The sequence below is a fragment of the Pseudomonas sp. BAV 4579 genome, assembly GCF_009765395.1.
Classification (GTDB): Bacteria; Pseudomonadota; Gammaproteobacteria; order Pseudomonadales; family Pseudomonadaceae; genus Chryseomonas; species Chryseomonas aestiva.
On the sequence record NZ_WHOV01000006.1, the window covers coordinates 1 to 26,654 of the forward strand.

General features: G+C 63.7%; 29 protein-coding genes and 4 pseudogenes. 23 read left to right on the top strand and 10 right to left on the bottom strand.

Translation table 11 applies throughout. The annotated features are described in order from the left end of the window. The first annotated feature begins 567 nt into the window (after positions 1-567). The 10 genes and pseudogenes from GSQ95_RS02755 (at position 568) to GSQ95_RS02795 (ending at position 8,197) form a co-directional block, all read left to right on the top strand. The gene (locus GSQ95_RS02755) at positions 568-927 is read left to right on the top strand and encodes an RAQPRD family integrative conjugative element protein (protein ID WP_158890267.1); all 360 of its coding nucleotides are present in this window, start codon (positions 568-570) and stop codon (positions 925-927) included. After that, on the top strand, positions 924-1,163 hold the full coding sequence (locus tag GSQ95_RS02760) for a TIGR03758 family integrating conjugative element protein (protein ID WP_133860108.1): 240 nt from the start codon (positions 924-926) through the stop codon (positions 1,161-1,163). The genes GSQ95_RS02755 and GSQ95_RS02760 overlap by 4 nt, the downstream gene beginning before the upstream one ends. A 3-nt stretch (positions 1,164-1,166) precedes the next feature. Continuing rightward, entirely contained in the window at positions 1,167-1,547 is a 381-nt protein-coding gene (locus tag GSQ95_RS02765; protein WP_133860109.1) for a TIGR03745 family integrating conjugative element membrane protein, read from the top strand. A gap of 21 nt (positions 1,548-1,568) precedes the next feature. Next, a pseudogene (locus GSQ95_RS26995) lies at positions 1,569-1,671 on the top strand (DUF3487 family protein); the annotation flags it as partial. Next, complete coding sequence (locus GSQ95_RS02770; protein WP_372240042.1) at positions 1,653-1,988, top strand: TIGR03750 family conjugal transfer protein; 336 nt, start codon at positions 1,653-1,655, stop codon at positions 1,986-1,988. The pseudogene GSQ95_RS26995 and the gene GSQ95_RS02770, both read left to right, overlap by 19 nt. Further along, entirely contained in the window at positions 1,985-2,653 is a 669-nt protein-coding gene (locus GSQ95_RS02775; protein ID WP_158890271.1) for a PFL_4703 family integrating conjugative element protein, read from the top strand. The genes GSQ95_RS02770 and GSQ95_RS02775 overlap by 4 nt, the downstream gene beginning before the upstream one ends. Then, positions 2,650-3,540, top strand: a complete 891-nt coding sequence (locus tag GSQ95_RS02780) for a TIGR03749 family integrating conjugative element protein (RefSeq protein ID WP_158890273.1) — start codon at positions 2,650-2,652, stop codon at positions 3,538-3,540. The genes GSQ95_RS02775 and GSQ95_RS02780 overlap by 4 nt, the downstream gene beginning before the upstream one ends. Continuing rightward, a complete protein-coding gene (locus GSQ95_RS02785; protein ID WP_158890275.1) occupies positions 3,527-4,921 on the top strand; it encodes a TIGR03752 family integrating conjugative element protein in 1,395 nt (464 codons plus the stop codon). The genes GSQ95_RS02780 and GSQ95_RS02785 overlap by 14 nt, the downstream gene beginning before the upstream one ends. Beyond that, complete coding sequence (locus GSQ95_RS02790; RefSeq protein WP_158890277.1) at positions 4,902-5,330, top strand: TIGR03751 family conjugal transfer lipoprotein; 429 nt, start codon at positions 4,902-4,904, stop codon at positions 5,328-5,330. Before GSQ95_RS02785 ends, GSQ95_RS02790 begins: the two co-directional genes overlap by 20 nt. Beyond that, on the top strand, positions 5,330-8,197 hold the full coding sequence (locus tag GSQ95_RS02795; protein ID WP_158890279.1) for a conjugative transfer ATPase: 2,868 nt from the start codon (positions 5,330-5,332) through the stop codon (positions 8,195-8,197). Before GSQ95_RS02790 ends, GSQ95_RS02795 begins: the two co-directional genes overlap by 1 nt. 271 nt (positions 8,198-8,468) lie before the next feature. On the opposite strand, the gene GSQ95_RS02800 is transcribed toward GSQ95_RS02795, so the two are convergent. Then, complete coding sequence (locus tag GSQ95_RS02800; protein WP_158890281.1) at positions 8,469-8,972, bottom strand: RES family NAD+ phosphorylase; 504 nt, start codon at positions 8,970-8,972, stop codon at positions 8,469-8,471. Continuing rightward, positions 8,969-9,439 carry an antitoxin Xre/MbcA/ParS toxin-binding domain-containing protein gene (locus GSQ95_RS02805; protein WP_178118369.1) on the bottom strand — a complete coding sequence of 157 codons (471 nt, stop codon included), beginning with the start codon at positions 9,437-9,439 and terminating at the stop codon, positions 8,969-8,971. The genes GSQ95_RS02800 and GSQ95_RS02805 overlap by 4 nt, the downstream gene beginning before the upstream one ends. A 412-nt stretch (positions 9,440-9,851) precedes the next feature. Between GSQ95_RS02805 and GSQ95_RS02810 the strand changes: the two genes are divergently transcribed. The 6 genes from GSQ95_RS02810 to GSQ95_RS02835 all read left to right on the top strand — a co-directional run bounded on the left by GSQ95_RS02810 (position 9,852) and on the right by GSQ95_RS02835 (position 15,234). Further along, positions 9,852-10,193 carry a TIGR03757 family integrating conjugative element protein gene (locus GSQ95_RS02810; RefSeq protein WP_256664459.1) on the top strand — a complete coding sequence of 114 codons (342 nt, stop codon included), beginning with the start codon at positions 9,852-9,854 and terminating at the stop codon, positions 10,191-10,193. After that, positions 10,190-11,125 (top strand): TIGR03756 family integrating conjugative element protein, encoded by a 936-nt coding sequence (locus tag GSQ95_RS02815; RefSeq protein WP_158890285.1) that lies wholly within the window; start codon positions 10,190-10,192, stop codon positions 11,123-11,125. The genes GSQ95_RS02810 and GSQ95_RS02815 overlap by 4 nt, the downstream gene beginning before the upstream one ends. A 20-nt stretch (positions 11,126-11,145) precedes the next feature. Beyond that, entirely contained in the window at positions 11,146-12,534 is a 1,389-nt protein-coding gene (locus GSQ95_RS02820; protein ID WP_218580186.1) for an integrating conjugative element protein, read from the top strand. Then, positions 12,531-12,875, top strand: a complete 345-nt coding sequence (locus tag GSQ95_RS02825; protein ID WP_158890287.1) for a hypothetical protein — start codon at positions 12,531-12,533, stop codon at positions 12,873-12,875. Before GSQ95_RS02820 ends, GSQ95_RS02825 begins: the two co-directional genes overlap by 4 nt. Before the next feature lie 15 nt (positions 12,876-12,890). After that, positions 12,891-14,408 (top strand): conjugal transfer protein TraG N-terminal domain-containing protein, encoded by a 1,518-nt coding sequence (locus tag GSQ95_RS02830; protein ID WP_158890289.1) that lies wholly within the window; start codon positions 12,891-12,893, stop codon positions 14,406-14,408. Between the two features lie 64 nt (positions 14,409-14,472). Further along, positions 14,473-15,234 (top strand): TraI domain-containing protein, encoded by a 762-nt coding sequence (locus GSQ95_RS02835; protein WP_256664461.1) that lies wholly within the window; start codon positions 14,473-14,475, stop codon positions 15,232-15,234. Between the two features lie 105 nt (positions 15,235-15,339). Here GSQ95_RS02835 and GSQ95_RS02840 read toward each other — a convergent pair. Next, a pseudogene (locus GSQ95_RS02840) lies at positions 15,340-16,020 on the bottom strand (GlxA family transcriptional regulator); the annotation flags it as partial. Positions 16,021-16,103: 83 nt separating this feature from the next. Here GSQ95_RS02840 and GSQ95_RS02845 point away from each other — a divergent pair. The 4 genes and pseudogenes from GSQ95_RS02845 to GSQ95_RS02860 all read left to right on the top strand — a co-directional run. Further along, on the top strand, positions 16,104-16,244 hold the full coding sequence (locus GSQ95_RS02845) for a hypothetical protein (RefSeq protein WP_256664460.1): 141 nt from the start codon (positions 16,104-16,106) through the stop codon (positions 16,242-16,244). A 190-nt stretch (positions 16,245-16,434) separates the two neighbouring features. Beyond that, positions 16,435-16,899, top strand: a complete 465-nt coding sequence (locus tag GSQ95_RS02850; RefSeq protein ID WP_158890293.1) for a helix-turn-helix domain-containing protein — start codon at positions 16,435-16,437, stop codon at positions 16,897-16,899. Beyond that, positions 16,899-17,474, top strand: a pseudogene (locus GSQ95_RS02855) (PIN domain-containing protein). Before GSQ95_RS02850 ends, GSQ95_RS02855 begins: the two are co-directional and overlap by 1 nt. A 167-nt stretch (positions 17,475-17,641) precedes the next feature. Beyond that, a pseudogene (locus GSQ95_RS02860) lies at positions 17,642-17,755 on the top strand (helix-turn-helix domain-containing protein); the annotation flags it as partial. Here the strand turns inward: GSQ95_RS02860 and GSQ95_RS02865 are convergent. Continuing rightward, positions 17,752-18,423, bottom strand: coding sequence for a nucleoside/nucleotide kinase family protein (locus GSQ95_RS02865; RefSeq protein ID WP_158890295.1), 672 nt, complete (start codon positions 18,421-18,423; stop codon positions 17,752-17,754). The pseudogene GSQ95_RS02860 and the gene GSQ95_RS02865 sit on opposite strands and share 4 nt — an antisense overlap. 272 nt (positions 18,424-18,695) lie before the next feature. On the opposite strand from GSQ95_RS02865, the gene GSQ95_RS02870 reads away from it, so the two are divergent. Continuing rightward, positions 18,696-20,153 (top strand): YdgA family protein, encoded by a 1,458-nt coding sequence (locus tag GSQ95_RS02870; protein ID WP_158890297.1) that lies wholly within the window; start codon positions 18,696-18,698, stop codon positions 20,151-20,153. A gap of 108 nt (positions 20,154-20,261) precedes the next feature. Here GSQ95_RS02870 and GSQ95_RS02875 read toward each other — a convergent pair whose 3' ends face one another. From GSQ95_RS02875 to GSQ95_RS02895, 5 genes are all read right to left on the bottom strand, one after another. Beyond that, the gene (locus tag GSQ95_RS02875) at positions 20,262-22,220 is read right to left on the bottom strand and encodes a DUF4105 domain-containing protein (protein ID WP_178118370.1); all 1,959 of its coding nucleotides are present in this window, start codon (positions 22,218-22,220) and stop codon (positions 20,262-20,264) included. After that, on the bottom strand, positions 22,220-22,540 hold the full coding sequence (locus GSQ95_RS02880) for a DUF2388 domain-containing protein (RefSeq protein WP_158890301.1): 321 nt from the start codon (positions 22,538-22,540) through the stop codon (positions 22,220-22,222). Before GSQ95_RS02880 ends, GSQ95_RS02875 begins: the two co-directional genes overlap by 1 nt. Positions 22,541-22,574: 34 nt before the next feature. Then, positions 22,575-22,874: a DUF2388 domain-containing protein gene (locus tag GSQ95_RS02885; RefSeq protein ID WP_158890303.1), complete on the bottom strand. Its 300-nt coding sequence runs from the start codon at positions 22,872-22,874 to the stop codon at positions 22,575-22,577. Positions 22,875-22,974: 100 nt separating this feature from the next. Then, positions 22,975-23,295 carry a DUF2388 domain-containing protein gene (locus GSQ95_RS02890; RefSeq protein WP_007160027.1) on the bottom strand — a complete coding sequence of 107 codons (321 nt, stop codon included), beginning with the start codon at positions 23,293-23,295 and terminating at the stop codon, positions 22,975-22,977. A gap of 73 nt (positions 23,296-23,368) precedes the next feature. After that, complete coding sequence (locus tag GSQ95_RS02895) at positions 23,369-23,578, bottom strand: DUF1127 domain-containing protein (RefSeq protein ID WP_158890305.1); 210 nt, start codon at positions 23,576-23,578, stop codon at positions 23,369-23,371. 258 nt (positions 23,579-23,836) lie between these two features. Here GSQ95_RS02895 and argC point away from each other — a divergent pair, with 258 nt between their 5' ends. Further along, positions 23,837-24,790, top strand: coding sequence for an N-acetyl-gamma-glutamyl-phosphate reductase (gene argC, locus GSQ95_RS02900; protein ID WP_158890307.1), 954 nt, complete (start codon positions 23,837-23,839; stop codon positions 24,788-24,790). Between the two features lie 189 nt (positions 24,791-24,979). Here the strand turns inward: argC and yihA are convergent, their stop codons facing one another. Beyond that, on the bottom strand, positions 24,980-25,618 hold the full coding sequence (gene yihA, locus GSQ95_RS02905) for a ribosome biogenesis GTP-binding protein YihA/YsxC (RefSeq protein ID WP_158890309.1): 639 nt from the start codon (positions 25,616-25,618) through the stop codon (positions 24,980-24,982). A 201-nt stretch (positions 25,619-25,819) separates the two neighbouring features. On the opposite strand from yihA, the gene GSQ95_RS02910 reads away from it, so the two are divergent. Then, complete coding sequence (locus GSQ95_RS02910; protein ID WP_133860131.1) at positions 25,820-26,449, top strand: thiol:disulfide interchange protein DsbA/DsbL; 630 nt, start codon at positions 25,820-25,822, stop codon at positions 26,447-26,449. Positions 26,450-26,654 lie beyond the last annotated feature (205 nt).

The window sequence follows — 26,654 nt, forward strand, 5'->3', positions numbered from 1 at the left end:
ATTGCCATCACAGGAACAGGCTAGCAAACACGACTTTTCAGACAAGCCCTAGTACGACTAGTCATGGCACACCTCCATGCGAGAGGTAAGACACGTAGTCGGATGTGCCAGGTGGAGCCCGGGCTTAAAAGGCAGTCGGTGCATTCGGCATGCTCCTCGGACAGGTTGAAGAGCCACTCATACCGTTTCGACTCGGCAAGGGTGGCGAACCGTACGGGGGTCGAAATACCGGCGTCCGAGGGAACCGGCCAGGCAAAAGCCTGCCCCGCACGGTCCGCCATAGAATCGCAGTGTTCGATGCATCGCAAAGACCACTATGCTATGGCGCCTTTCCGCGCCCTCAGACAACTCGGGTTTCGACTCCCGGTCGTGGGATTGACCACGACAGCCAAAATCTAACGTCCGTGGTTATCGGTTGCAACCAACAAACTGGCTGGCATGTGCTCCGCTTTCTGGGGAAGTCGACGTCAACAAAAAAGTGGGCATGCCCTAAATCGGATTTTCTACGGCATGACGCTTCAGTAAACGGCACCTTCGCGCCATCGGATCGCTCAGGACGCGAGCAAGATGGCAACGCGCAAAGGCCTCGCCCTACTTCACTGGCCACTCCTCCTCACACCGCTCTTGGTTGCCCTAGGCGCCCCCCATGCCCAGGCGGGCGACAGTGACGCTGAGCGTGAGCAGCTAGCCGCCGTCATCCGGCAGCTGACGATCACCGAACACCTGGCCGTCCAGACCGCTGCGCGCATAGCCCCTGCAGGCACCCGCTACCACTTCGACTATGCCCGCCTACAGCAAGACCTGCAGCGCATCCGCCAGGGCATCGAACACTACCTGACACCGTCCCGTGCCCAGCCCAGGGATCTGCAGCCGCTGGCAGGTGACTACGCCCGCGAGGTTGATCCGCATGAGGCGTCCTCGCCATGACCCTCTCCGCCGCACAAAGCGCGGCCTTTCAGGCCAGCGGTGGCTTCACCCCTGCCGCCGTCTCCACGGTAGTGCTGAGCCTGGTCTTTGCCGTCTTTCAGCTCTGGGGCGTCTGGGCCCTGCGCACGGCCTTCGTGAGCTGGGCCGAACATCGCCTGACCCAACGCCAGCTGCTGGGCGTCGCGGTGCGTTTTTTCTTCCTGTACCTGGCCCTGATTTTTCTACTGCTCTCCTGACCTATGGAGGACCTGAACGTGTCTACGTCGTTGTTGCGTACCTGCCCTCGCCGTATTGCTCAACCCTTGACGGCCGTCATCGGTATCGGGCTGATTGAAGGCGCCCACGCCGCTGGCTTGCCCAAGATGGAAGCACCCACCCGTGGGCAGGGCACCGGCATCCTGCAAACCCTGCAAAACTACGGCTACGACATCGTCATGCTGGTCGCCCTGCTGGTTGTGGCGTCCATGTTTATTGGCGTGTGCTACCACGCCTATACCCGCTACTCCGAGATCCACACCGGTCGCGCCACCTGGGGGCAATTTGGTCTCACCGTGGCCGTTGGCGCCATGCTGTTGGTCGTGGGGATCTGGCTGCTGACCACCGCCATCGGTGTGCTCTGACACGCGGAGCTGCCCCTCACCATGGAGACCGTACGCGCCGAAGACGGCCAGGTTCTGTTCCTGCCCCACCGACTCAATCGCCAACCGGCCGTTGTCCGAGGGCTGATCGCGGACGAGGTCTGGTTTGCCACCACGCTGTTTGCGTTGATCGGGTCAGGGCTGAGTCTGCCGCTGGCGGTTGTGGTTGGGCAGCTGGCGGTGCTGCCCACCGGCATCCTCATTACCTTGGCGGTTGGGCTCTACCTGAGCAGCGGAGTGCTGCAGACCCTCAAGCGCGGACGACCTGATACCTGGCTGCATCGGCACCTGCAATGGCAGGTAGCAACCCGCCTACCCCTCCTGGCCGCCTGGGTCGGCGGACAGGCGTTGATTCTGCGCTCAGGCACTTGGAGCACACGACGTTCCCGGGCGGTCCTGCGTGAAGGGGAGCGCTGGTCATGAGCCGCTTTCGCCACGAAATCGTGCATCTGCAGGCGCACATACGCACCCTTCGCCTGGCCGCCGGTGCCCTGGCCCTACTGGCATTGCTACTGGGCCTTGGCTGGTGGAGCGCACCGCGAGATTTGACCATCCACATCCCGCCTGACCTGCGTTCAGGCAGCACGCGAAGTTGGTGGGACGTACCGCCCGAAAACGTCTATGCCTTCGCCTTCTACATCTGGCAGCAGCTACAACGCTGGCCCAGCGATGGCGAGGCGGATTACCAGCGCAACCTCAAAACCCTCTCGGCCTACCTCACGCCCGCCTGCCAGGCCTTCCTCGAGCAGGACTATCAGCGTCGCCGCGCCAACGGCGAGCTGCGGTTACGCGTCCGGGGCGTCTACGAGATCCCAGGGCGCGGCTACGGCGAGGATCCCGCGCGCCGGGTCAAGGTGATCTCGGCTCGCGACTGGATCGTCACGCTGGATCTGACGGCGGACGAGTACTACAGCAGCGAGCAGATCAAGCGGGCGCTGGTGCGCTATCAGCTCAAGGTCGTACGGCTGGATCAAGATCCAGAGCACAACCCGTTCGGCCTTGCGCTGGACTGCTATGCCCAGCCGCCACAACGCATCGACATCCATCCGGACCTGATGCCTGCTCAAGCCCCAGGAGCCGCCACATGACTCGTCAGCCCCTATCCCTGCTCGCCGCGCTGTTCCTTGGGCTCGGTGTGGCAGCACCCGGTCATGCCACACAGATCCTGCACTGGAAACGCCTGCCTCTCGCAGTGCCGCTCACGGTAGGCCAGGAACGTGTCGTGTTCCTTGACCGCAAGGTGCGCGTTGGCGTCCCTACAGCCCTGAGTGATCGCTTGCGTATCCAAAGCACCGGCGGCGCGCTGTACCTACGCGCCAGCACCGTGCTTCCGCCCACGCGGCTGCAGGTACAGGATGTGCAAACGGGCATGATCATCCTGCTCGACGTCGCCGCGGAGCCGGCAAAATCGGGGCAACCAGCGGCAGAGCCGATTCGTATCGTCCTGGATGCGCCAGACGAAGAGTCGCGGCCTGCGCCGACTACGCCTGAAGCCGGTACTGTACAGAGCGTTCCGGACGCGGCCCTGGCGATGACCCTGACCCGCTATGCCGCGCAGCGTCTCTATGCACCCTTACGAACCCTTGAACCGGTCGAGGGCATTCGCTCCGCCGAGGTGGAGCAAGAGCTGCCCCTGGACAGCCTGTTGCCAGGGCTACCGGTTAGGGCACGCGCCCTCGCCGCCTGGCAACTGCAGCACCTGCGGGTTACCGCAATTCGCCTGAGCAATCAAAGCGCACGTCCTATCGTGTTGGTGCCCGAGGCACTACAGGGCGACTTTGTGGCCGCCACCTTCCAGCACCCCGACCTTGGCCCGTCCGGTCAGGCCACCGATACCACAGTGGTCTATCTCGTCACTCGCCACCAGGGACTGCGGGGTGCCTTGCTCCCCAGGATCACGCCCTTCCCAGACGTCACACCTCGCCCTCCTGTCTTGCCCGCGCTGCGCCACGGTAATGTCGATGAAGATCAGTAGCCTACTCAAATGGGCAGCCATTCCCCTGGCCGGAATGATGACTGCTATCGGCCTTACGCGATGCACCGGGTCACCCAGTACGTCTGATGTTGACCCCGAAACCGCTCATGCGCTGACCCGCGAGGAACGCGCCGCCCTGGGGATTGAAGGTGACTCCCCTCGGGATACCGTCGCGACCCTGGTAGCTCAGGTCAAGCAGCTGCGTCAGGAGCTGGAGACTGCAACGCGCGATGTGCAGCACTCACGTCATGCGCCCGGCCGTCCAGAGGATGCAACCGCGCTGGTCGATCAGCGAATCGAACACGCCCTGCAGGCTGAGCGGGCGCAGCGGCAGCAGGCTCAGGAGCAGCTGGCGCGTGAACGGCAGCAGACCGAACAACTGCTCAACGACGTCAAGCAGCGCCTGCACACCCCCGCACAGGACGATGCCACGGAGCTGCCGGTAGGGCTCGGACTGGAGCCCACCCAAGAGGCGTCGACTGAAGTACCACTGCGCTGGATTGAGCCAAGCGATGTGCCGCCTGACGCTGCGTCCAGCAAGAGCCAGGCGCGGCCACTGCAGCTTGGATTAGCCCCTGAATCGCCACCTGGCCCAGCCCCTGACGACCGAATGAGCCACGCGCCTGATGCTCCGGCCAAACCGGTCTATACCTTGCCAGCCAATGCCACCCTGGTGGGCTCGGTCGCCATGACGGCCCTGATCGGCCGCGTCCCCGTCGACGGCACGGTGAATGACCCCTACCCCTTTAAGGTGCTGATCGGCCCGGACAACCTCACGGCTAACGGCATCGAATTGCCCGACGTGGCCGGCGCCGTAGTTAGCGGAACGGCCTCCGGCGACTGGACCCTGTCCTGCGTCCGCGGGCAGATCCGCAGCCTGACCTTTGTCTTTACCGACGGCACGATCCGCACCCTGCCTGACGATAACCCGCCCAGCGGCCAGGCCCGACGCGGTGAGTCAGCGGACAACGCCCTGGGCTGGATCAGCGATGACCAAGGCATTCCCTGCGTAGCGGGTGAACGGCGTAGCAATGCGGCCCAGTACCTGGGCTCGCAGGCCTTGATCACCGCCGCAGGTGCTGGCGCGGCATCGCTCCTGTCAGCCGACAAGGGCACGCATGCCGTCTTCAGCGGCACCGGTACGTTCGGCACCACCAGCACGTCCGGACAGGGGGCGCTCAACCAAATCCTGGCCAGTGGCATGCAAGACCTGTCGCAGTGGGTCAATCGGTTCTATGGCCAAGCCTTCGCGGCGGTGTACGTCAAACCCGGCGCCCAGGTTGCGGTTCACCTGGAGCAGCCCGTCACGCTGGATTACGCCCCCCAGGGGCGACGCGTTCATCATCTCACTGGAGGCTTCCATGCAGCGCCCTTGGACTGACGTGACTTTCGCGCTTGCCACCCCGCTGCTAATCCTTACGCTGGCAGGGTGCGCCAGCAAGGACACGCTACTGCCGCCCGGTGATCACACTATGCTCGACCTCTGGCGTACCCACACGAGCAGTGTCCAAGGCGCCGAGGTTCGCCTGAACGAGGCCCGGCAGCAGGTGCGTCGTCCGTTGTCCGTCGGAGATGAGCCTCCCTCCAGCGGCCCGCGTGCGGACCTGCGCCAGCGCGCTCATTCCCTCAACCAGCAGTTTCCCCGCCTGCCCAACCCTGACCTGGTGATGTATGTCTTCCCGCATTTGGCCGGCGAGGAGTCGGTTCCGGTACCAGGCTACAGCACAGTATTTCCGCTCTATCGACACGTACCCTACGCCCTGCCCGGTGAGCGCGTGGAGGACTACTGATGCGCCGCGCTTGGCTCCGCTGGCCGCGCCTGCGCCAGACGACACCGGATCCGCAGTCATCGGATGCCTGGCAGGCCCATGTCATGCGGCTAGCCAAGCACGGGCTGGCCGCCCCAGGCGCCTGCCTGGACCCGTCCAAACGCCGGCCTGCTACCCAGGCGGATCAGGACAGGCTGTACGCCCAGGCGCCCTCGTTCGTCGATCTTTTGCCGTGGGTGGAATACCTGCCTGACGCGCAGTGCATGCTCTTGGACGATGGCCGCTCGGTGGCAGCCTTCTTCGAGTTGCAACCACTGGCGACAGAAGGACGCGAGCCTGACTGGTTCGCGCAAGCGCGCGACGCCGTAGAAACCGCCCTGCAGGAAACACTCGATGAGCACGACGAGAGCCCCTGGGTCGTACAGTTCTATGCCCAGGACGAGCCCACCTTCGAGGCTTACCTCAACACACTGTCCGACTACGTCCGCCCTCTCGCGCGTCACAGCATCTTCACGGACTACTACCTGCGTCTGACCGCCCGCCACCTGCAGGCGGTCAGCACGCCTGGCGGACTGTTCGACGACACCACCGTGACCCAGTTGCCCTGGCGTGGGCAGCACCGACGTACCCGGATGGTCGTCTACCGGCGAATTCCTACCACCGCGCGCCGCAGCCCTGTCTCAGCGCCTGAGCAGGATCTGAATGCAACCTGCGACCGTCTTACCGCAGCGCTTGCCAGCGCGGGTGTGTCCAGCACACGCCTGGACGCTGCCGCCATCCACGATTGGCTGCTGCGCTGGTTCAATCCCGATCCCACTCACCTGGGCCATACCGATGCCGACAAGGCACGCTTCTACGCCCTGACCCGCTATCCGGACACGACACCACCCGACGCCCTGGAGTTGGCCAGCGGGACCGATTTTGCGCAGCGGCTTTTCTTCACGCCACCTCGCTCAGACCGAACCACCGGGGTGTGGCACTTCGACAATCAACCTCATCGCGTCCTGGTGGTTGATCGACTACGTCAGCCTCCGGAAGCAGGCCACCTGAGCGGTGAGATGCGGCATGGTGAGGCCCTCAATGCGGTAATGGATCAGCTGCCAGAGGGCACGGTGATGTGCCTGACAGTAGTCGCAACGCCACAGGATGGATTGGAGGCGCAGCTCAATACGCTGGCACGCAAGGCCGTGGGCGATACCCTCGCCTCCCTGCACACTCGCCAGGACGTCGAGCAGGCCCGGGCCCTGATCGGCGGACAGCATAAGTTGTATCGAGGTGCGCTGGCGTTCTATGTGCGCGCACCGGCGATGGAGAGCCTGCGCCAACGCTGCCACACGCTGACCAACGTGCTGCTGACAGCGGGCCTGCAAGTGGTACGCGAAGACGCGGAGGTGGCGCCGCTTAACAGCTACCTTCGTTGGCTACCCGCAGTCTTTGATCCTGCGGCCGACCGCCGGCATTGGTATACCCAGTTGATGTTCGTGCAGCACGCCGCGAACCTGGCTCCTGTCTGGGGCCGTAGTACGGGAACGGGTCATCCCGGCATCACCTTCTTCAATCGAGGTGGGGGTCTGGTGACCTTCGACCCGCTGAGCCGCCTTGATCGCCAGATGAACGCCCACCTGTTTCTGTTCGGTCCAACCGGGTCGGGCAAGAGCGCGACCTTGAATTACCTGCTGCAGCAGGTGACCGCGCGGTACCGACCTCGATTATTCATCGTCGAGGCCGGTAACTCCTTTGGGCTGTTTGCCGACTTCGCCGCCCGCCTGGGGTTATCCGTTCACCGCGTAACCCTCACACCGGGCAGCGGCATCAGCCTGGCCCCCTTCGCCGATGCCTGGCGGCTGGTCACACCGACCTCCCCCAAAGCGCTCGACAGTGCAGAGGGTGAGCAGTCGGAGGCGTCGGATGAGCAGCGTGATGTCCTGGGCGAACTGGAGATCATCGCGCGCCTGATGATTACCGGCGGAGATCCACGCGAGGACGCACGCATGACCCGCGCAGACCGGAGCCTGCTGCGTCAGTGCCTATTGGCGACCGCCAAACGTTGTGTAGCGCAGGGACAACCCGTGCTGACCCGCGATCTCTGCGCCACGTTACGCGAGCAGGCACGCGACAACGCCCTTCCCGAACCTCGACGCGCTCGCCTCTTGGACATGGCCGAAGCCATGAGCCTGTTTTGTCAGGGCAGCGACGGCGAACTCTTTGATCGCCCTGGCACGCCGTGGCCTGAGGCTGACATCACCCTAGTGGATCTGGCGACCTTTGCCCGGGAGGGCTATGGCGCGCAGCTTGCCGTGGCCTACGTCAGCCTCATCAACGCCGTGAACAACCTGGCTGAGCGCGATCAGTTCCTGGGGCGTCCCTTGATCAACGTCACCGACGAAGGACACATCATCACCAAGAACCCACTACTGGCACCCTATGTGGTCAAGATCACCAAGATGTGGCGAAAGCTCGGCGCCTGGTTCTGGCTGGCCACTCAGAACCTGGACGACTTGCCAGCAGCGGCCGAACCCATGCTCAACATGATCGAGTGGTGGATCTGCCTGTCGATGCCGCCCGATGAGGTCGAGAAGATCGCCCGCTTTCGCGAGCTGACGCCGGCGCAGAAGGCCTTGATGCGCTCGGCGCGCAAGGAAGCGGGCAAGTTTAGCGAAGGGGTTATCCTGTCCAAGTCGATGGAAACGCTCTTTCGCGTGGTACCACCTAGCCTGGTTCTAGCCTTGGCCATGACCGACCCGGAAGAAAAAGCTGAGCGCTACCGCTATATGCAACAGGACGGGCTCAGCGAGTTGGACGCAGCGTTCAAAATGGCAGAGGCGCTTGACCGGCAGCGTGGCATTACCACGGCCCTCCTTGACCCTCCTAGGCCGCCGCCTAACTGAACGAGCGGCCGCTCAGGCAGACCTGTCGCTCATTATCCGCAGGGATTATCAGTCGCCGCGCTGCCATAGGCTTTATAGAAAACGCATACCTCAATCTGCATGCTCCACCCAAGCGAGGCCAAATCGATTTATCAAAGCGCGGCGGTAATTTACCGTCAGCGGGAGCGGTCCTTCACATCCGTAAGGCTGGTTTCACGCTGGAAAGTCCTCCCGAAAGCACGCGAAACGCAAAGCAGAGTGATGGGTTCGCGTTAACAAGCTTTTGATCTTTCTACTCTTCGCTCACTTTTTTAAGCAATCTCGTATCGAGGCCAAACCGCTCCTGGCTTTCCAACCGGTATGAACCCTCTGCCAAATCGCAGCTCATGAGCAGATTCCACGAGTGTCGAGATACCGTGGAGGGGATGAGGACAAACGGATGCTTATCTAACAGGTTGTCCCCGAACTGACACTGATTCGGAGAAGGCCGGGCACCTGTTAACCAATTCGGGTTAAAAACGTCCTCGGGTTGCACGACCTTGATCAGGTCTGGATCAAGTACAGTAAAGCAAGTCAGCACATGCGGGACGATGTCCAGCAGGTCAAACCCGGTGTGGACCGCGACTTCCAAGATCGCGGTAGCAGGATCCGCAGCCGCGTACACAACGTGGCGCCCCGGCGGATTCCATCGGCCACCCACCTTATGAGCTCCGATTCCTTTGTCCCATGTGTCCGCAAACTCAGCACGGTCGAGGCGCCAGGCATGCCACGCTCCCGACCAAGGCAAAGCATTCACTGATAGACCCCGTACTTAATCCGCTCTAGATAGTCTTCGACCGCCTGAAACCCCATCGGGTTATGGATGACATCTAAAGGAATGTCTCCGTCGAGATACTTACAGGGTCGACTCAACCACTGCTCTGCAAGCTGCTGGTCACCGAACACATTGATCGCGTCCTCTAGCACCTTGGCGTACTGGAACGCGACAGCGCTTTGAAGAGCATCCAGCCTTTCGGAGCGGCCTGAGCTGTTCTGGCGTTGCAGCGTACGGATCGATTTGCCAATGATGCGGCTGGTGATCTTTTTGTGCGCCAAAGGCTGATATGCCGAAATCAATGCATCTACATCGTGACGGTGAAAGCCCTCTGTAGTGCGTTTGTAGATGTCGTAATCACTAAGCTGTCCAGCATCAATGTGGATGAGAAACCATGTCGGCTTAGCTAGGTTGTAGTCTTTGGTCGACCGGCTGGTGACAGTAGTCATAACAAAACCCTATAGCGTCATTTGGCGTATACATTACCGCCATTTGGCGCATGACGCACTATACCTATGAGCGATTGTGCGCTGGCCTAGCGCTCATTCCAGCCTTACAACGCAGCATGGGCAGCGTGGTCCAGACCTGCTGCCAGTTGAGTTTTTTGTTGAGCGTCGATTACTGCAGCCCACGAAGGGTGTTCTCCGGTGCTGACCGCATGCGCGCTCAAGCAAAAACGTCGCTAAAATCCGGTAAGGCCCGCTTCCCTATTCTTTCTGGTACTCGGCTTCGTCGTCTTTTGAACTAGGCATATCCCTGCGCCTGGAGACGACTGCCGCCATGACCCATCGTAACGCCCGGTATCGCCCTACTTGCCTGGGACCCTTGGTCCTGGGGCTAGCCTGCCTTCGCGCAGAGGCTATGAATGTTGTGGCCTATACGGACCGCCACCATCCACTTACCCAGACTCAGGGTGCCCGTGTCGTTCTGCTCGACGAGGCCTCGTGTCTGCAAGGAGAGCTTTCTCGAGACCTACCACCCGACCTTGCGACTGCTGAACAGCGGGTTCGCCATCGCCTGGAACAGAGGCCGGCCCTCGCCCCGCAACTGGCCCATGCCTACCAAGATCTTATACAGGCCTGGCATCTGGGCCTTACCCACCTGCCAGCCGTAGTGATTGATCACCGCTACGTCGTCTATGGCGATACGAGCGTGGCCCGGGCCGTGGCACGCATCGAACGCCAGCAGGGCCGCCGGCCATGAAGCGTTCTGCTCGCCTGCCTCCTCTGCTGCTGGCCGGCACCCTTGCCAGCGCGACCGCATCACTGGCACTGGATACCCCGGCGATCGTGGCTTCAGTGGCTTCACCCGACTGTCTGCAGTATCGCGTTGTCGGCATCTGCTACTGGCTTTATTGCACCTTAAGCGGCTGTAGCGTCCGCACCTCGCTCAAGGTCAGGCATTACGTTCCGGACGCCGTCGTTGCCAGCTATTCAAACACCGGTGAAAACCCGTGGCAGGCCCTGCGTACGCTTAGCCCAGCGACTTCCATGGCACACTCAGGTGGCGCAGGAACCAGCGGCGAAGCACATGAAAACAACCTCGCCCTGTTCAAAAATGCGGATGTGATCGGTCATCCCGGCGCTGCCGCCCTGGGTCAGTACGCCGGCCAGTTTGGCTACACCTGCAGTGGCGCCGGCACGCCGTTCAAACCCTATTTGCTCAGCACCCTCGATACCCTGGCCTGGCGATATGGCGTACCTGAGCGCGCCTATCCTGAAGCGGTGTCACCCGGCCTACGGGAGATTGGTACCCGCGCGCAGGCCAACCTCTGGGGCACCGTCTATCCCCGTACCGGCTTTGTGCATCAAGCCGATGACTACAAGGGCGCCGCCGTTATCGCCCAACGCGCAGGCGATATCGTCACACGCGAGGGACAGCCCCACGTTTACCAGCCGCTGCGGGCGCAGCCGCAACCGGGTTACTGGCCCGCCGGCCCGCTCAAAGAGGGCGATGCCCAGACCGGTAGGTGGCAGCCCTTGGCGCCTCGACTTTCGTCCACCTGCGTGGTGTTCCCGCATGACCAAGCAGGACCGCAGGCGCCCCAAGGCGACTATGCCTGGGCGTTGTGGCGCCCCTATGCCTGCTGTGAGCGCCAGGGCCAGGTGCTGCTAGGCAGTCAGGACTTTATGTAGCGATCTCAGCAGGTATCTCCATGACCGCTCCTCATCGAATGGGCCTTTGGCGGGCCCTGCACCTCGCCGCAGGCATGCTGCTGCTCACCAGCAGTGGTGCACAATCACTTCGCCTGGACAACACAGGCATCAACCTCAGCGGACCGGTCTTCAGTGACGAGGTGTTCTACAGCATTGGCGGCGGCCGTGCGGTGTCCATGAGCCCGGCGGGCAACATGGAGAGCTTCGGTGTGGGCGTTGGCTGGAACAGCAACCTGGTCTGCGGCGACATGAGCCTATCGACCACGGTGCAAAACCAGCTCAATGGCGTCACCAACGGCTTTCACAGCCTGATGAACAACGTCATCCAGAACGCCACCAGCGCGGTGGCCTCACTTCCCGCGCTCATCATCCAGCGGGCAGATCCTGCCCTGTATAACCTCCTCACCAATGGCATCTTGCAGGCGCGCTTGGACTTCGATCGTTCCAAAGCCAGTTGCCGCGCCCTGGCCGGTCGCATGGCAGATCTCGCTGGCGGAAGCGCAGGGTGGGACCAGTTGGCAGAAGGCATGGCGCTTAAACAAACCCTTGCCAGTCGCGATGGAGTGTCTGCGGTTGAGCAGGCTGAAACCCGCGGGGGTCAGCAGGGCGTGCCCTGGGTTGCCGGTGCGCCAGCGGGAGGACGTGATCAGCCCCCGATCCGCCTGATCAGCGATGTCACCCGGGCAGGCTACAACCTGCTCAACGGGCGAAATGCTCAAGAGACCACCGACCTGGATCCCGCGCAGTGCCACGACCGGTTAATCTGTCAGGTCTGGCCGTCGCCCCACGCTGCGACGGCTTGGGCCAATCGGGTCTTGGGAGAGCGCGAACTCAGAACCTGTACGCAGTGCACCAAGACCCAAACCACACCCGGCGTAGGCCTGACGCCACTGATCCAGGAGGAGTACGACAAGGTCCTGCGCGCGCTGCGCCACCTCGTCGCAGGCACCATGCCCACCACCTTCGAGCAGCTCGCCGCTGCCGGTAGCCGCGCCCTGCCCGTCACCCGAGGTGTCATCGAGGCCTTACGCGATGAGCCGGACCGAGACGTACTGAGCGAGCGCCTCGCCTCCGAGGTGGCCTTGTCACGCGTCGTGGAGCAAGCGCTGTTGCTCCAGCGGTTGCTGCTGACCGGTCTCAAGGAGCCCAACGTCGCTGCGAATGAGATCGCCACGCGCACCCTTCGTACCGAGCAGGAAACCCTGACCCAGGAGGTCGGTAACCTGAAGACCGAGCTGGAGCTGCGCAGGACGTTGACGACCAATGCGGCATCGCGCGTGGTAGATCGCCAACGCGAACGCGCCGCTCGCTCAGGCGGCATCTTCCAAGGTGATGCCACCCCCCGCCGCCTGGATGTGATTCAGGCCCCTCAGGAGGATGTGCCATGAGGCGACTCACCTGGCGTGCGGTACGCGAGCAATGCCTGCGGCGTCGCTCACTAGTCGCGCTGGTGCTCCTGGTGGTGTTTCTCCTGGCACCGCACTTCGTCCAACCCTCCCTAGATCGGCTACAGGCCTGGACCGCTTGGCTAGAGGCGCACGCGATGCTCCTGTTGCTATGGCGGCTGTGCCTGTATGGCCTCACGGCGTGGGGCTGGTATGGGCTGCACCAACGGGTACGTACCCGCGAAGGGTCATCGCGCGGCGTGGTACGTCTGTACCTGCTGGAAGGCCTCGCCCTGTCGACGCTGGCGGTTGCGGAATGGCGCCTTTGGGCCCACGTCGTGTAGTGAGGACACCCTGTCATGACGCTCTACACCACGGACTACCTTGAGTACTACCTCACCCTGGTCGGCTGGCTTATCCATAACGGCATCTGGAATCTTTTGCTGGCCAGCGGTCTCTTTGCGCTGCCCTTTCTGCTGATCGTGATCCAGGAATGGCTGCACACCCGCACCATTAGTGCGGATGAAAGTCAGCAGAGCCTGCTCTCTACCCAACGCATCGAAAGCCGCATGCTCCTAGCGATCGGCGTCATCGCCTTTGCAGCGATTCCCATGATCCCGGTATCGCTGAACACCCTTCAGTTTGATATGACCCGCTCCCGCCAATGCCAGGTTGACGTTGCGGCCCCTGCCAAGACGGGGTGGGCCCTGAGCTATACCCAGCTCAATGGACAGCAGGCCCTGATACCGACCTGGTGGTTCTTTGTGCACGCGCTATCAAAGGCTGTGACCGGTGCGGCCATCGCGGCCATTCCCTGCGGCACGGACTTGCGACAGATCCGTATGGAGCTCGATGCCACACGCATTGCCGATCCACTACTTGCACAGGAAGTAGCCGACTTCACCCGTGAGTGCTACGGCCCCTCGCGCGCCCGGCTGTTCATGCAGCGCCCTGGCCTGGCTGCGGATCAGCGTTATGACGTCACCTGGATCGGCTCGCGCTATTTTCTCAACTCACCCGGCTTTTATGACATTGACCGGGCGCGTACTCCACGCGCCGCCTGGCCTTACGAAGCGACGCGTGATGCAGGCCTGGCACCGGGTCCCAACGGCGCAGGCTATCCAACCTGTCGCCAATGGTGGTCCGATTCAGGACGTGGGCTGCGCAAGCGATTGCTGACCCAGGTTGATGCCGGCCTGCTGAACCGCTTGGCGCAGTGGGCAGGCTTTGTCTCCCGGCAGACCGTAGACGATGCGGTCATACGCACTGTCGTCGCGCCGCGCCAGCAGAAGCTGAATCAGGGTCAGGTCTATACCGACTATGGCGGCCAGGTGGATATGTCGCTGCCTAACATGGCCGCCCGTTTGGCCGGAGACACGGGATTGGCCTTGGGATCCCTGGGGTTCTTTCCCGCTATGGACGTCGTGCGTCAGGCACTGCCGATGGTGCTGTCGCTGCTGAAAATGGCGCTGGTGATTGGCCTTCCCTTGCTGCTGGTCATAGGCACCTACGACCTCAAGACCACGCTGACGCTCAGCACCGTGCAGTTTGCGCTCTTCTTCGTGGAGTTCTGGTTTCAGCTGGCACGTTGGCTCGATAGCACCATCCTGGATGCTCTCTATGGTTGGGGCTTTGGCGCCGGACGTCCCCATCGAAATTTCGATCCACTGATTGGCCTGAACAACGCCTTCGGTGACCTGTTGCTGAATTTTGTCATGGCCACGATGTTCATCGCCTTTCCAACGTTCTGGATAACGGCTCTGACCTGGGCAGGCCTACGGACCGGTGCGGCCCTTCAGGCGCTGGCAACGGCCACTCAAGACGCACGAAGCGCAGGCGGCAAGGGAACCCAAGCGCTGCGACAAGGGATGCAGTAAAGGCTTATTCCTGAACCACCAGGCACAACCCGTGAACCAGCACATACGCTTTTTCCATCAGGTGATGCGATTAGCCACCAGAGACCTCAGCCTGCTCAGACATTGGCTCAATCGTCGTACCGACGCCTCTCTACTGCCTGATCCTGGCCCTACGACAGATTCGGCTCAACGCCTACGTCACCCCCTACCGGGAGACGTCTTGTTGGCACGGCCTACGCGCACTGTCCTGGTAGAACAGATCTGGCAGCGCACTGCGGTCTCGCGCGAGCAATTCGCACAGCTGTACCTCGCCCCCCTGCAGCGGTACGCCCATTTGGTTCAGGAATTTCCCGCTTCACAGGACGGGCACTACCGGTACGCCGGAGGCATGCTCGATCAGGCGCTTCACCGCGTCATCTGCGCACTTCGCCTGCGCCAGGCCTGTCTGTTACCTGCCGGCGCGCCACCCGAGGAGCAGGCCGAGCAAGCCGAAGCGTGGACTGCCGCAGTGGCCTATGCCGTGCTGCTGCAGGATCTGGGTAAGCTGGTCGTTGACCTCCGCGTAGAACACGATGACGGAACGCCATGGCGGCCTTGGCAGGGCCCGCTGCAGCGCCCCTATCGCGTTCACTATCCGGCTGAGCGGCCCTATCGCTTACAAGCCGCGGCCACCGCACTGCTCCACGTCCACGTGCTGGATCCGGAGCTGCTCGCTTGGCTCTCAAGCTACGATGTGCTCTGGACACAGATGCTGTACATGATGAGCGGCCAGGAAGCGCACGCAGACATCTTGGGAGACCTCGCCTTTCAGGCCGCTCAAGCCGTGGCAGATCAAGCCTCCTGTTAAGCGCGCGTAAGGGGCTCTAGGCTAAGTCGCAGCCTGAATAGCGCATGCGGATAGGCCATTTCAACGCTACCTGCCAGGTTCCACGTGAAACGTTTAAGGCCTGGGCTAGGCCAGACGACGGGCGTCGCGTCGGATCATCTGTGGCGGCACGCCGAAGCCGCGCATGAACAATCCGCGCAGATGGCGGTGATTGCGAAAGCCGGTCTCCCGCGCCACCGTTTCCAGGGAATGACGGGGCTGCTCGATCATCAAACGTGCCGTCTCCAGGCGCAGCCCCTCGACGGCCTTTGCCGGTGACTACCTCGTCTCGGCGATAAACACCCGACTAAATTGCCGCGGACTCAGGTGAGGCACCTCGGCCAGCTCCTCAACACTCAGGGGGCGGCCCAGGTGCTGCCGGGCGTATGCGAGCGCGGTCTGAATCCGATCCGATTTGGGCATCAGGGTCAGCAGTTCTAAATGCTAAGTCTGGCCGCCAGAGCGGAATTTCTGCATAACCAGCCGATGCGCCACCTCCATATCTAAGTCCTTTTCCACTATGCCTAGGGCCAGGTCCAGGCCGGCGGTGGTCCACACGGGGCCGTCAAAGATGAAGATGCGGTCCTCCTCGACACGGATCTGTGGATAGCGCTCCTGCATGGCCCGTGCGAAGGACCAATAGGTGGTAGCCCGGCGCCGGTGGAGCAGACCGGCCGCGACCAGCGCAAAGCCACCGGTACAGATCCCCGCTGTGCGGCGCGCCTGGGCGCCGGCCAAGCGGACGAAATCCAGCAGTGTGAGCGACGGCTCGATGGCCAGGGCTTAGGTCTCCACCAGCAACTGCTGGCGACAGCCGCGCCATGCCACTGGACGCTTTCGTCTCCTAGACCTTGGACAAGCTGGTCGCTGCCGAGACCCAGGTGCTAGTGGATCGTGTGGTGCCGCTGCGGGCCAATCCCGGCCCGCAGGAGCATGCGCTGATCAACCAGTTCAACCAGGCGCTGGCCGACAACCCCATCCCCGTTGCCTGACCAAGGCTGCCGGCCGCCTCCCGCGGTCGGCAGGTATCAGTGGTCGACGTGCATGTCACTCCAGCAGTGATAAGTAGGCATCAATGGTCTTTTCGTTTATTTCGAATATTGTACGTTTCGTTTATTTCGACTATAACCGCTAGTGGCGTATGAGACGCCAGAAATGTGCGTTGCCTTTGGGAGATACATCATGACCACCGCCGATCTTGCTCGAACCATTCTCCCGGATGAAAAAGCAATCGCTACGGCTACTGAATCAAGCCGTCAGATCGCTGCTTTCGTTTCAACGACGCTGGATACTCAGCGTATTGAACTGGTTGATGAGGCCCAGCAACGCCAGGTTGTTGAACTACCTACGCTCGCGCTTAAGTTGCTCGGGGACATACTCAGCGAATTGGCCTTAGGCAACGCCGTGAAGGTAGTGCCGATTCATGCAGAACTGACGACCCAAGAATGCGCCGACATGCTTAATGTCTCGCGCCCTCATCTCGTTAAGCTGCTGGACGAAGGCCAGATTCCACACACCAAAACCGGTAGCCATCGACGTATTAGGTTCACCGACCTCATGGTCTACAAAGCTGACCGTGATAGGGCGAGTCAGGACGCTATGGAAGAACTAGCTGCGCAAGCCCAAGCGCTTAAGATGGGGTATTGATGAGACATTCACCGTTCACCGTCATCTACGATGCCTGTGTTCTGTACCCCGCACCTCTGCGCGACTAGCTGATGCAATTGGCCCTGACTGGAGCGTATCGAGCGCGCTGGTCCGACCAGATCCATGATGAGTGGACGAGAAACGTGCTGAAAAACCGTCCCGACCTGACAAGCGCGCAGCTCGATCGCACTGTCGAACTCATGAACCGGGCGGCTCCTGACTGTCTTGTGAAGGACTATGAGCCTTTGGTGAAAGGGCTCGACCTGCCAGACGAAGACGACCGGCATGTCTTGGCTGCTGCCATCAAATGCGGTGCTTCGGTCATCGTCACCTACAACCTCAGGGACTTTCCTACTGAGTTCCTCAAGTGCTATGAGATCGAGGCGTTGCATCCCGACGTCTTCCTGTCCGACATCTGGGACTTGGATCAAGCAGCTGTGCTTGAAGCGGCCCGAAGACAGCGTGCTTCTTTGAAGAACCCTATTCATACGCCCCGCGAGCTCCTTGACACGCTGCTTAAGCAACAGCTCCCCGAGTTCGTTAGCCATCTCTCCAACTTCGAGTCATTGATCTGACCCTGCCAGGCCAGAGCTCTAGGCCGGTAGGTACGGGCCAGGTCCATCTGCTGCGCGGCGGACGCCTGAGCTTCGAAACCGCACGGGGCGAGCGGCGGGACTAGGTCGAGCCCAGCCTCATGCTGATGATTCGCCCGCGTGCGCATCAGCGCTTGCAGTAGCGCTGCCCCCTGGCGCTGATCGCCGACGAGGTCGGCTATGAAAGTCCCTCAGCCCTGGCCCGCGCCTTTCGCCGCATCACCGGCGCGAGCCCGACCGAATGGCAGCGGGAACGGGCCTAAGCCTTGCCGGCAGCCGCGCCATCCCGCCACTCCACCACCAGATCCGCCCGTGCCCGGTCACCATCGATCAATCGCGCATTGGGCTCGTCGGTACTTTCCACCCAGGCCTCGGCGTCCGCGCGGCTGCGGCCGAAATGCATGTGGCGGGCGACCAGCCGCTCGCGACGCTCCGCGGGATCGACACGCACGTACCAGCACTCGTCGAACACCTCGGCGACATCGCTCCAGGGCGCCTGCGTCAGCAGCAGGTAGTTGCCCTCGCTGATCACCAGCTGGGTGTCGGCGTGGACCGGAATGGCATTGGCGATGGGCTCTTCGATCTCGCGATTGAACAGCGGCGCATAGACGGTCTCCCCGGCCACCGGCGTCTTCAGCCGCTGCAACAGGGCGCGATAGCCGCGTGCATCGAAGGTGTCCGGCGCGCCCTTGCGTTGCGCGCGATCCAGACGCGCCAGTTCGCGATTGGCCAGGTGATAGCCATCCATGGGCACCACCACGGCACGCTCGCCGAGCGCCGCCGCCAGCAACTCGGCCACGGTCGACTTGCCCGCGCCCGGAGTGCCCGCGATGCCCAGCAGGCGACGTCCACCCTGGGCCAGCAGCGCCTCAGCGCGGGCCAGGAGTTCGGCGGGAAGTTGCAGGCCCTCGACCGGACGCTGACTGCTCATGCCGGCACCCCCGGCAGTGAACGGATGGAAACGGCAGGCAGGCACGGGAAAGCGGTCATGGCGGAGGTTCCGGCAGTGGGGATCGCGGCACGCTAGCATCCACCGCCGCGGTCGTCGACTCGGCGCCGACGTCGCCGGAAAGCCATCACAGTCTGCGGCCCGGCGAGCCGATCCCGGCCGCTCCCCCTCGGCATCCACCCGGCGCTCTCGTACACTCCGCTTCCAATCGGCCGCGCGCCGCCGTGTGCCTCATACAAAGGGATTTGGTCGCCATGAAGAAACCGCTACTTACCACCCTCGCCGGCGTGACCCTAGTCACCGTCGGTACCTCCGTAGGCGGCGCCTGGTATACCGGTACCCGGCTAGAGGGCGAGTTGCGCCAGGCCGCGAGCCAGGCTCAGGTAGCCCTGCAGACTCAGTTGCCAGGGTACCCCGTGCAGCTTCAGCTAGTTGAGCTGCAACGCGGTGTATTCAGCAGCACAGCTACCTTCAGCCTGAGCGTGCAGGCCGAGGACCGCCCGCCCGTGGAAGTGCTGCGGGTGCTCGACGACATCCAGCACGGCCCCTTCCCCCTGACCCGCCTCAAATCCCTGCAGCTGGCGCCGGTCATGGCGGTCAACCGCTTCACCCTGGCGCGCACGCCGCTCACCGCCGATCTCTTCACCCTGGCCAAGGGCGCCGAACCCGTGCGGCTCGACGCCACCCTGGGCTACGACCGCACGGTGGACGGCGGTCTGACCCTGGCCGCCCTGCACCTGGACCAGCCCCAGGGCGCGGTGGCCTTCTCCGGCCTGACTGCCACCTTCGCTACCGACATGGAGGCCAGCCGACTGCGCCTGGACAGCACGGTCGGCCAATTCAGCCTCAATGTGCGCACGCCGGAGGGCTGGGCCAAGCTGGAGACCGAAGGCTTCGCCTTGACCGGCGACAATCGCCGCAATGCCGATGGCTTCTGGCTCGGCCCGGGTCAGCTGCGCCTCGGCCGCCTGCTGCTGGCCATGCCCGGCAAGCCCGCGGTCGAGTTGCGGGATCTGCAGCTTCAGGGCGACACCCAACAACAGGGCCAGCAGCTGGCGGGCACGCTCAACGCCAGCCTCGGCCAGCTCGATATCGCCGGCCAGACCCTGGGCAAGGCGACCCTGCGCAGTCACTACAGCAATCTCGACAGCCCGGCCCTGGCTCAGCTCAATGCGCTGCTGCAGCACCTGCAGCTGGATACCGAGCAAGGTCTTGATCCCACCACCCAGGCGACCCTGCAGCAGCATCTCGGCGATGTGCTCGCCGCGCGTCCCCGGTTGGTGGTGGACGAGCTGCGTCTCGACACCCCCGGCGGCAGCAACCGCCTGCGCCTGGACCTGACCCTGGCCAAGCCGGCGACCTACGATCTGCCACCGGAGCAACTCGCGGCCCAGTTGCTGGCGGGTCTCGAGGCGCGCCTGTCGGTGGCGCGGGGCAGCCTGGTGGATGGCGTCCTGTTCCAGGCGGGCGCCCAGCGCAGCCAGCCAGCCATGCAGCAACAGGCCCAGGCGACCGCCGAAGCCCTGGCCGGCATCGGCCTCAACAGCGGCCTGCTCAAGGCTGAAGGCGAGGATCTGGTGGCTACCCTGAATTACAGCGCCGGGCGGCTGTTGCTCAACGGCCAGGAGGTCCCGCCGGAACAGCTGCTGGCCCTGCTGGAACGCCCGCAACCTGCGGCACCCGCCAAACCCCAGGGCAAGGCGAAGCGCTAGCGGATGCCGGGGCTGTTGGGCTTCGACGATGGCGCCGTCTCAACCCAACCTACGCAGGCACCGTAGGTCGGGTTGAGCGCAGCGAAGCCCAACAACGTCCCGACCGCCCTACTTCAACTCCAACCCGCCGCTGGCCTTGTTCAGCTCGCGTAGGTGCTTGCCGAGCAGATCCAGGTTGGCTTCGGTCAGATCCAGGCCATCGCGGGCCTCCGGCGAGAGCAGCTGGCGGACCTCGTTGTTGAGGGTGTCCCTGAGGCTGCGCAGGTGCGCCTGGCGCTTCTGGCTCTCGGCGGTCAGCTGTTCCCACTCGCCCGGTTGCGGCAGGCCGTAGCCGTCGGTGCCGAGCAACTCGGCCGGACGACTCAGGTAGCCGCTGTCCTTGAGGATCTGCTCCAGGGCGCCGCCGGCCTTGCCGAAGCGTGCCTTGTCCACCGCGTCCTCACCCAGGTAGCGATCCTTGAGCTCGGTCTGCGCCTGCAGCAGCGCCCGGCGATAGGCCGCCTGCTCCAGCAGCAGCAGGGCGGCGCTGGCGCGCAGGTCGGCGCGCTGGAATTGCTCGCGACGCTGCTGCGGGGTCAGCGCCAGCCAGGCCTCGACATCCGCCTGGGGCAGCTTCAGGCGCTCCCGGGCCACCTTGAACATCGCCTGGAAGCGCTCGCGGAAGCTGTCGAAGCGATAGCCCAGCCGCAAGGCCTCGCGCGGATCGTCGAGTACCGAGGTGTCCACCAGGTCCTTGAACCTCAGGGCATCCATCAGCCCGGTGGGGGTGATGACATCGAGCTGGGCAGCGGCCAGGCGCGGCACCCCGTCGTGCAGCAGCTTGAAGGTCTCCACCGCGCAGTTGTTGGTCACAAAGTAGTACTGGCCGTCATAGCTCCAGTGCACCTGGGCGGTCCGCTCAAGGAAGTCGGCGATCTCCGGACGGGTCAGCTTGAGCGGCACGGATTGCAGGCCGCGCAACTCCACCTTGGTGTACTCGTCCACCACCTGGGCCAGCGGCAGCACGAACAGCCGCGACGGATAGGAGCCGGTCAGGCCGCGCCAGCTGGAGAGCTGGACGTCGTTGACGAAGGCGCGGAACGACAGCACCAGATGGTATTGCAGGTCCAGCCGGCAATCCGGGCCGCGCGGCCGACCGGGGGCGCAGACCACCAGGCGCAGCATGCTGTGGCCCCAGCGGCTCATGACCTGCTCGTTGCCCTCGGCCAGCAGGTAGTCGACCGCATAGACCCGCTCCGGATCGATCCAGCCCAGGGGCGCCTCGCCGAAGTCGTTGCCGGCGTTGAGATAGGGATAGCGCCCCGGACAGGCGTCATGCGCAGGCGACCAGCCGAAGTGCTCGGCGAAATAGCGCTGCAGCGCCGGCCGCCGGCAGGCGTAGCTCGGATCGAGCAGGAAGTACTCCATGTTCACCGCCACGAATTCCTTCGGGTTGGTGACTTCATAGAGATCGGGGCTTCGGGCGATGAAGAGATTCTTCGACTCGCGATTGCCGTGCTTGCGCGTTTTTACCTGCCAGCCGGCCAGGTCCAGCAGCCGTGGATCGTCGGACAGGGTGTAGCTGCGCCCGGCCTGGCCCTGGCATTTCACCGGCAGCTGGTCGGAGGTCAGCCCTAGGCCGCCGCACGAGAGGATCAGCTGGCGCTGCTCAGGCGTCCAGACGCGCTCGCGGTCATAGAAGTGGGTCAGCTCGTGCAGCACCGTGGCCAGCAGTTCGCGGTGCTGGGTGCCATGGGGTCGGCCGGTCTGGATGCGGGTGTCGCTGCCGTCCACCAGACTGGGCAGCAGGCGGCGATTGAGCAGCAGATTGCGCCGGTCCGCCTCGCCATAGGCTTCTTCCAGCAGCTCGCTGCTCCAGCGCACCGGGATGCGCTCATCCAGCGCTGCCTTGAATTTGGGTGGCAACAGCGCCTGGGCTTCAGCCAGCAGTTGCTGGGTCGCCTGGATCTGCTCGGGCGTCAGACCCTGGGTATCGAGTTCGAGGTGCAGGGCGGCCTGAGCCCCACCGAGGGCCAGGCCGGCCGCAAGGCCAGCCAGCCACTGCCGCAGCCGGCCGGCGCGGTTCATCACAGCGCCAGGATGGCCTGGGCCAGCTGCAAGTCGTTGGCCTGGCGCGCGGCCGGGAACTGTTCGCGCAGGCTACGGAAGGCTTCTTCCAGCTGGACGCCACGGATGTCGCCGTCGGTGGCGACAAAGCTGGCGGCATCACCACGCGCGGCCTGGATCATCTTGGCGTCGCGGATGGAGGTGGTGGTGTCGGAAGTGAAGTCGATGCTGCGCTGCAGCGCCCGCACCACGATGTTACTGGTGGCCACCAGGGTCTGGGCCTGAGCCAGGCTCGAAACGCCCAGGGTCAGGGCAGCGGCGATAAGCAGGGAACGGCGCATGGATACTCCAGGGATGTCACGGAATTGAAACGGACTACTGACTCAGAATCGCCGCGGCGAGTTCCCGGTCGGAAGCCTGCAGCGCCGGATCGGCTGCGCGCAGGGCGCGGAAGGTTTCCTCCAGCTGGGCGCCGCGCAGGGCACCGTCGGTGGCGACGAAGGCTGCGGCATCGTCACGCGCTGCCAGGACCAGCTTGTTCTGGAACGGCGCCGTGGTGATCTGGCTGGTGCCATAGATGGTCTTTACCAGACCCTCGGTGGTGGAGTCGAACGCCAGGACCGGCGTGGCGAGACAGAGACCGAGCAACAGCGCGGCAGAACGACGGATATACATGGATGGCGACCCTCCGGTGGCAGATGGTCGCCAAGGCTAACGCAGCCCCCCGTTCCGGGCTAGCAGCCACGGGGTACGGGGGGTATCGCGGTGTTGCGCGTCAGATGGCGAGAATCGCCTGGGCCAGCTGGTCATCGCTGGCCTGACGCAGTTCGGGCGCCTGGCTGCGCAGGTGGTCCAGCGCCGCTTCCAGGCGCACGCCGCGGATGTCGCCGGCGCTGCCGACGTAGGTGGCCGCATCGTCACGGGCTTCCTGGACCAGCTTGTCGTTCTTGAAGGAGCCGGTGATGGACGAGGTGGTGTCCGAGGTCGCATCGATGGCGTTGACGATGATGTCGGTGGTGACATAGAAGCTCGACGCCGAGGCGGCGGTGGACAGGCAGAACAGCGCCGCGGCGGCGCCCAGGTGCAGGGTTTTCATGGGGGACTCCCGTCTGGATAGGCCTGACTGAGACTACCGCCAGCCCGAGGAAGTCGCATCCCGAGGCAGATTTTCACTCCCGCCAGAAGGGTTTGCCGCCTTCCCGGTACTGATCGGCGAGATTCAGCCCCAGGTCGGCCAGGGCGCGAGCGTCCAGGCGCTGCAACTGCCGGCGTGTGACGAGGCGCCGGTGCCAGCGGACCAGCAGCGCGAGCAGTGGGTGAAAGCGGCGGCGAAAACCCGACGATTCTATGGGTGAGGTAAGCAGTGACCGGCTGTCCATGGCGATCTCCAGCGCAGCAAGGGAGCCTCAAGCTTCATCCGTACGGCGCGGGTAGACCACTTACAGCCAGAGAACACTGTACCCGTACAAATTTAAAGCAGGTCGATCTGTACTAGACATGCCCGTGGTGATCGCTCTGCGACGCCACTCTGCACCGCTTCATCGGGAGCGAACTGTATCTCCTGCCGCGACGTACCCCTGGTCGGCGTGAATCGCTACAATCGAGGCTTTCAGCGCCCATCCGCGAGAGGCACCGCCATGAGCTTCAAAGTTTTCGTCGACGGCCAGGAAGGCACCACCGGCCTGCGTCTGCTGGACTACCTGACCGGTCGTTCGGACATCGAACTGCTGCGCATCGACGAGAGCAAGCGCAAGGACCCGGCCGAACGCGCACGCTTCCTCAATGCCGCCGATGTGGCCTTCCTCTGCCTGCCCGATGCCGGTTCTCGCGAAGCGGTGAGCCTGGTGACCAATCCCAACACCTGCATCATCGACGCCAGCACGGCCTTCCGCACCGACAGCAGCTGGACCTACGGCCTGCCGGAACTGGCGCCCGGTCAGCGCGAGGCGCTGCGCGCCAGCAAGCGCATCGCCAATCCCGGCTGCCACGCCACCGGCTTCATCCTGCTGGCCCGGCCGCTGGTGGACGCGGGCCTGCTGGCCCCGGACACCCCGCTGTCGGCCTTTTCCCTGACCGGCTACAGCGGTGGCGGCAAGCAGATGATCGCCGCCTACGAAGCCGGCGGCGACGCCCGCCTGCTGAGTCCGCGTCCCTATGCCATGGGCCAGGGCCACAAGCACCTGCCGGAAATGCGCGTGCAGAGCGGCCTGGCCGCCGCGCCGGTGTTCAGCCCCATCGTCGGCCCCTTCCTCAAGGGTCTGGCGGTGACCATTCCGCTGCACGCCAGCCAGCTGCGTCCGGGCACCACCGTGGCCGACCTGCAGGCGGCGCTGGCCCGTCACTATGATGGCGAAGCCTTCATTCGCGTGGCGTCGGTGGCCGCCGAGGAGGAACTGGACAATGGCTTCTTCGACGTCCAGGCCAGCAACGACACCAACCGCGCCGATCTCTTCGTCTATGGCAATGCCGAGCGGATGACGCTGGTGGCGCGGCTGGACAATCTGGGCAAGGGCGCGGCGGGTGCTGCGGTCCAGTGCATGAACGTGCACCTGGGCGCCGACGAGGGTCTGGGGCTCGCCAGCGGCCGCTAGTCAGGGCGCCGGCTTTCTGTTCGGACGGGGCGAACCTTTCTCAAGGCGCCCCGTCTGAATTGCTGAACGGTTCGGATAACCGTTCTGCTCCTTTGCTGTTTAGTGTTGGCAGATGCTGGACCCCTGCTTTGGCGGTCCAGTCTTGAACTCCGGACTTCTCCCCTCCCCCGATGGAAGTCCGGAGTTTTTTTATGCCTCGGCGACGGGTTCGTCGAGGCCCAGCCAGCGGGCCAGCACGCGCTGGGCATCCTCGATACCCTGGCGCTTGGGCGCCGAGAACAGCTGGATGCTGGCGGTATCGCCCCAGCCCTGGCGTACGTCGCGCTGCACCTTGAGCAGGGCATTCTTCTGGGCACCGAAGGCCAGCTTGTCAGCCTTGGTCAGCAGGATGTGCAGCGGCATGGAGCTGGCCTGGGCCCAGTCCAGCATCAGGCGGTCGAATTCGGTCAGCGGATGGCGGATATCCATCATCAGCACCACGCCGCTGAGCGAATTGCGGCTGCTCAGATAGGCCTCCAGGTGCTCCTGCCAATGCTGCTTGAGCGGGATCGGCACCTTGGCGTAGCCGTAGCCGGGCAGGTCCACCAGGCGCCGCTCGTCGTCGAGGGTGAAGAAGTTGAGCAGCTGGGTACGCCCGGGCGTCTTCGAGGTACGCGCCAGGTTGGCGTGGGTCAGGGTGTTCAGCGCACTGGACTTGCCGGCGTTGGAGCGACCGGCGAAGGCCACTTCGCGACCGCTGTCGAACGGGCACTGATCGACCTTGGCGGCGCTGATGAGAAAGGACGCCTGCTGGCACAGACCGACGATGGGATTCTTGAAGCTGGACATGGGGGTACTCGCGAGCGCGCGGCAAAGCCAGCAGTATATCGGATGCGCCGGGCGAGAGCCGCGCCCCTGGTAACCTGAACGAAGCCTGAACATGGCCGGCCTCGGGCGCTGCGGCGACTAGGCGCGGCGATGCACCCGGCTACAATGCCCGCAATCCGTCATGCCCGGTTGGTGGGCGTGCCTTCTTCCAGGAGTAGTCCCATGCGCAACCTGCTTTTCTCCGCCGTGTTCGCCGCCGCCAGTCTGTTCGGCGCGGCCGCCCATGCCGACGACATCCAGGCCGGCAAGCAGTACACCGAACTGAGCAGTCCGGTTCCGGTGTCCGAACCCGGCAAGATCGAAGTGGTTGAGCTGTTCTGGTACGGCTGCCCGCACTGCTACGCCTTCGAGCCCACCCTCAACGCCTGGTCCAAGAAGCTCCCCGACGACGTCTCCTTCAAGCGCGTGCCGGCCATGTTCGGCGGCATCTGGAACGTCCACGGTCAGCTGTTCGTGACCCTGGAAGCCATGGGCGTGGAAGCCAAGGTGCATGACGCCGTCTTCGCCGCCATCCACAAGGAGCACAAGAAGCTGGCCACCCCCGAGGAGATGGCCGACTTCCTCGCCACCCAGGGCGTGGATCGGGAAAAATTCCTCAGCACCTACAACTCCTTCGCCGTGAAGGGGCAGGTGGAAAAGGACAAGAAGCTGGCCATGGCCTACCAGATCACCGGCGTGCCGACCATGGTGGTCAACGGCAAGTACCGCTTCGACCTGGGCTCTTCGGGTGGTCCGGACGAAACCCTGAAGGTCGCCGACTTCCTGATCCAGAAAGAACGCGCCGCCAAGTAAGCGTCACCCGCCGCCGCGTCCCGCGGCGGCGGCTCCTTAGCTCGTCCCTCCCAAGCGGCCTCCGGTCGTCCTGCTCAAACTTTCCCCGAAACCGCCGATACCCTAGCCACCAAGAGCCTGTTCAAGATCTCGCGAGCTAGAGACAAACAAGGCCTAGGCGGCCCCGCGAAAACACCTGAGGAAGCGCAGTTTACGAATGGTAAAT

Coding starts and splice junctions, on each gene's coding strand:
- GSQ95_RS02760 (WP_133860108.1), top strand. CDS start 924: ATGACCCTCTCCGCCGCACAAAGCGCGGCCTTTCAGGCCAGCGGTGGC.
- GSQ95_RS02895 (WP_158890305.1), bottom strand. CDS start 23,578: ATGGACAGCCGGTCACTGCTTACCTCACCCATAGAATCGTCGGGTTTT.
- GSQ95_RS02755 (WP_158890267.1), top strand. CDS start 568: ATGGCAACGCGCAAAGGCCTCGCCCTACTTCACTGGCCACTCCTCCTC.
- GSQ95_RS02910 (WP_133860131.1), top strand. CDS start 25,820: ATGCGCAACCTGCTTTTCTCCGCCGTGTTCGCCGCCGCCAGTCTGTTC.
- GSQ95_RS02785 (WP_158890275.1), top strand. CDS start 3,527: ATGAAGATCAGTAGCCTACTCAAATGGGCAGCCATTCCCCTGGCCGGA.
- GSQ95_RS02780 (WP_158890273.1), top strand. CDS start 2,650: ATGACTCGTCAGCCCCTATCCCTGCTCGCCGCGCTGTTCCTTGGGCTC.
- GSQ95_RS02875 (WP_178118370.1), bottom strand. CDS start 22,220: ATGAACCGCGCCGGCCGGCTGCGGCAGTGGCTGGCTGGCCTTGCGGCC.
- GSQ95_RS02850 (WP_158890293.1), top strand. CDS start 16,435: ATGACCACCGCCGATCTTGCTCGAACCATTCTCCCGGATGAAAAAGCA.
- GSQ95_RS02820 (WP_218580186.1), top strand. CDS start 11,146: ATGACCGCTCCTCATCGAATGGGCCTTTGGCGGGCCCTGCACCTCGCC.
- GSQ95_RS02790 (WP_158890277.1), top strand. CDS start 4,902: ATGCAGCGCCCTTGGACTGACGTGACTTTCGCGCTTGCCACCCCGCTG.
- GSQ95_RS02810 (WP_256664459.1), top strand. CDS start 9,852: ATGAATGTTGTGGCCTATACGGACCGCCACCATCCACTTACCCAGACT.
- GSQ95_RS02775 (WP_158890271.1), top strand. CDS start 1,985: ATGAGCCGCTTTCGCCACGAAATCGTGCATCTGCAGGCGCACATACGC.
- GSQ95_RS02815 (WP_158890285.1), top strand. CDS start 10,190: ATGAAGCGTTCTGCTCGCCTGCCTCCTCTGCTGCTGGCCGGCACCCTT.
- GSQ95_RS02830 (WP_158890289.1), top strand. CDS start 12,891: ATGACGCTCTACACCACGGACTACCTTGAGTACTACCTCACCCTGGTC.
- GSQ95_RS02825 (WP_158890287.1), top strand. CDS start 12,531: ATGAGGCGACTCACCTGGCGTGCGGTACGCGAGCAATGCCTGCGGCGT.
- GSQ95_RS02805 (WP_178118369.1), bottom strand. CDS start 9,439: ATGACTACTGTCACCAGCCGGTCGACCAAAGACTACAACCTAGCTAAG.
- GSQ95_RS02835 (WP_256664461.1), top strand. CDS start 14,473: ATGCGATTAGCCACCAGAGACCTCAGCCTGCTCAGACATTGGCTCAAT.
- yihA (WP_158890309.1), bottom strand. CDS start 25,618: ATGTCCAGCTTCAAGAATCCCATCGTCGGTCTGTGCCAGCAGGCGTCC.
- GSQ95_RS02795 (WP_158890279.1), top strand. CDS start 5,330: ATGCGCCGCGCTTGGCTCCGCTGGCCGCGCCTGCGCCAGACGACACCG.
- GSQ95_RS02890 (WP_007160027.1), bottom strand. CDS start 23,295: ATGAAAACCCTGCACCTGGGCGCCGCCGCGGCGCTGTTCTGCCTGTCC.
- GSQ95_RS02765 (WP_133860109.1), top strand. CDS start 1,167: ATGGAGGACCTGAACGTGTCTACGTCGTTGTTGCGTACCTGCCCTCGC.
- argC (WP_158890307.1), top strand. CDS start 23,837: ATGAGCTTCAAAGTTTTCGTCGACGGCCAGGAAGGCACCACCGGCCTG.
- GSQ95_RS02865 (WP_158890295.1), bottom strand. CDS start 18,423: ATGAGCAGTCAGCGTCCGGTCGAGGGCCTGCAACTTCCCGCCGAACTC.
- GSQ95_RS02870 (WP_158890297.1), top strand. CDS start 18,696: ATGAAGAAACCGCTACTTACCACCCTCGCCGGCGTGACCCTAGTCACC.
- GSQ95_RS02885 (WP_158890303.1), bottom strand. CDS start 22,874: ATGTATATCCGTCGTTCTGCCGCGCTGTTGCTCGGTCTCTGTCTCGCC.
- GSQ95_RS02880 (WP_158890301.1), bottom strand. CDS start 22,540: ATGCGCCGTTCCCTGCTTATCGCCGCTGCCCTGACCCTGGGCGTTTCG.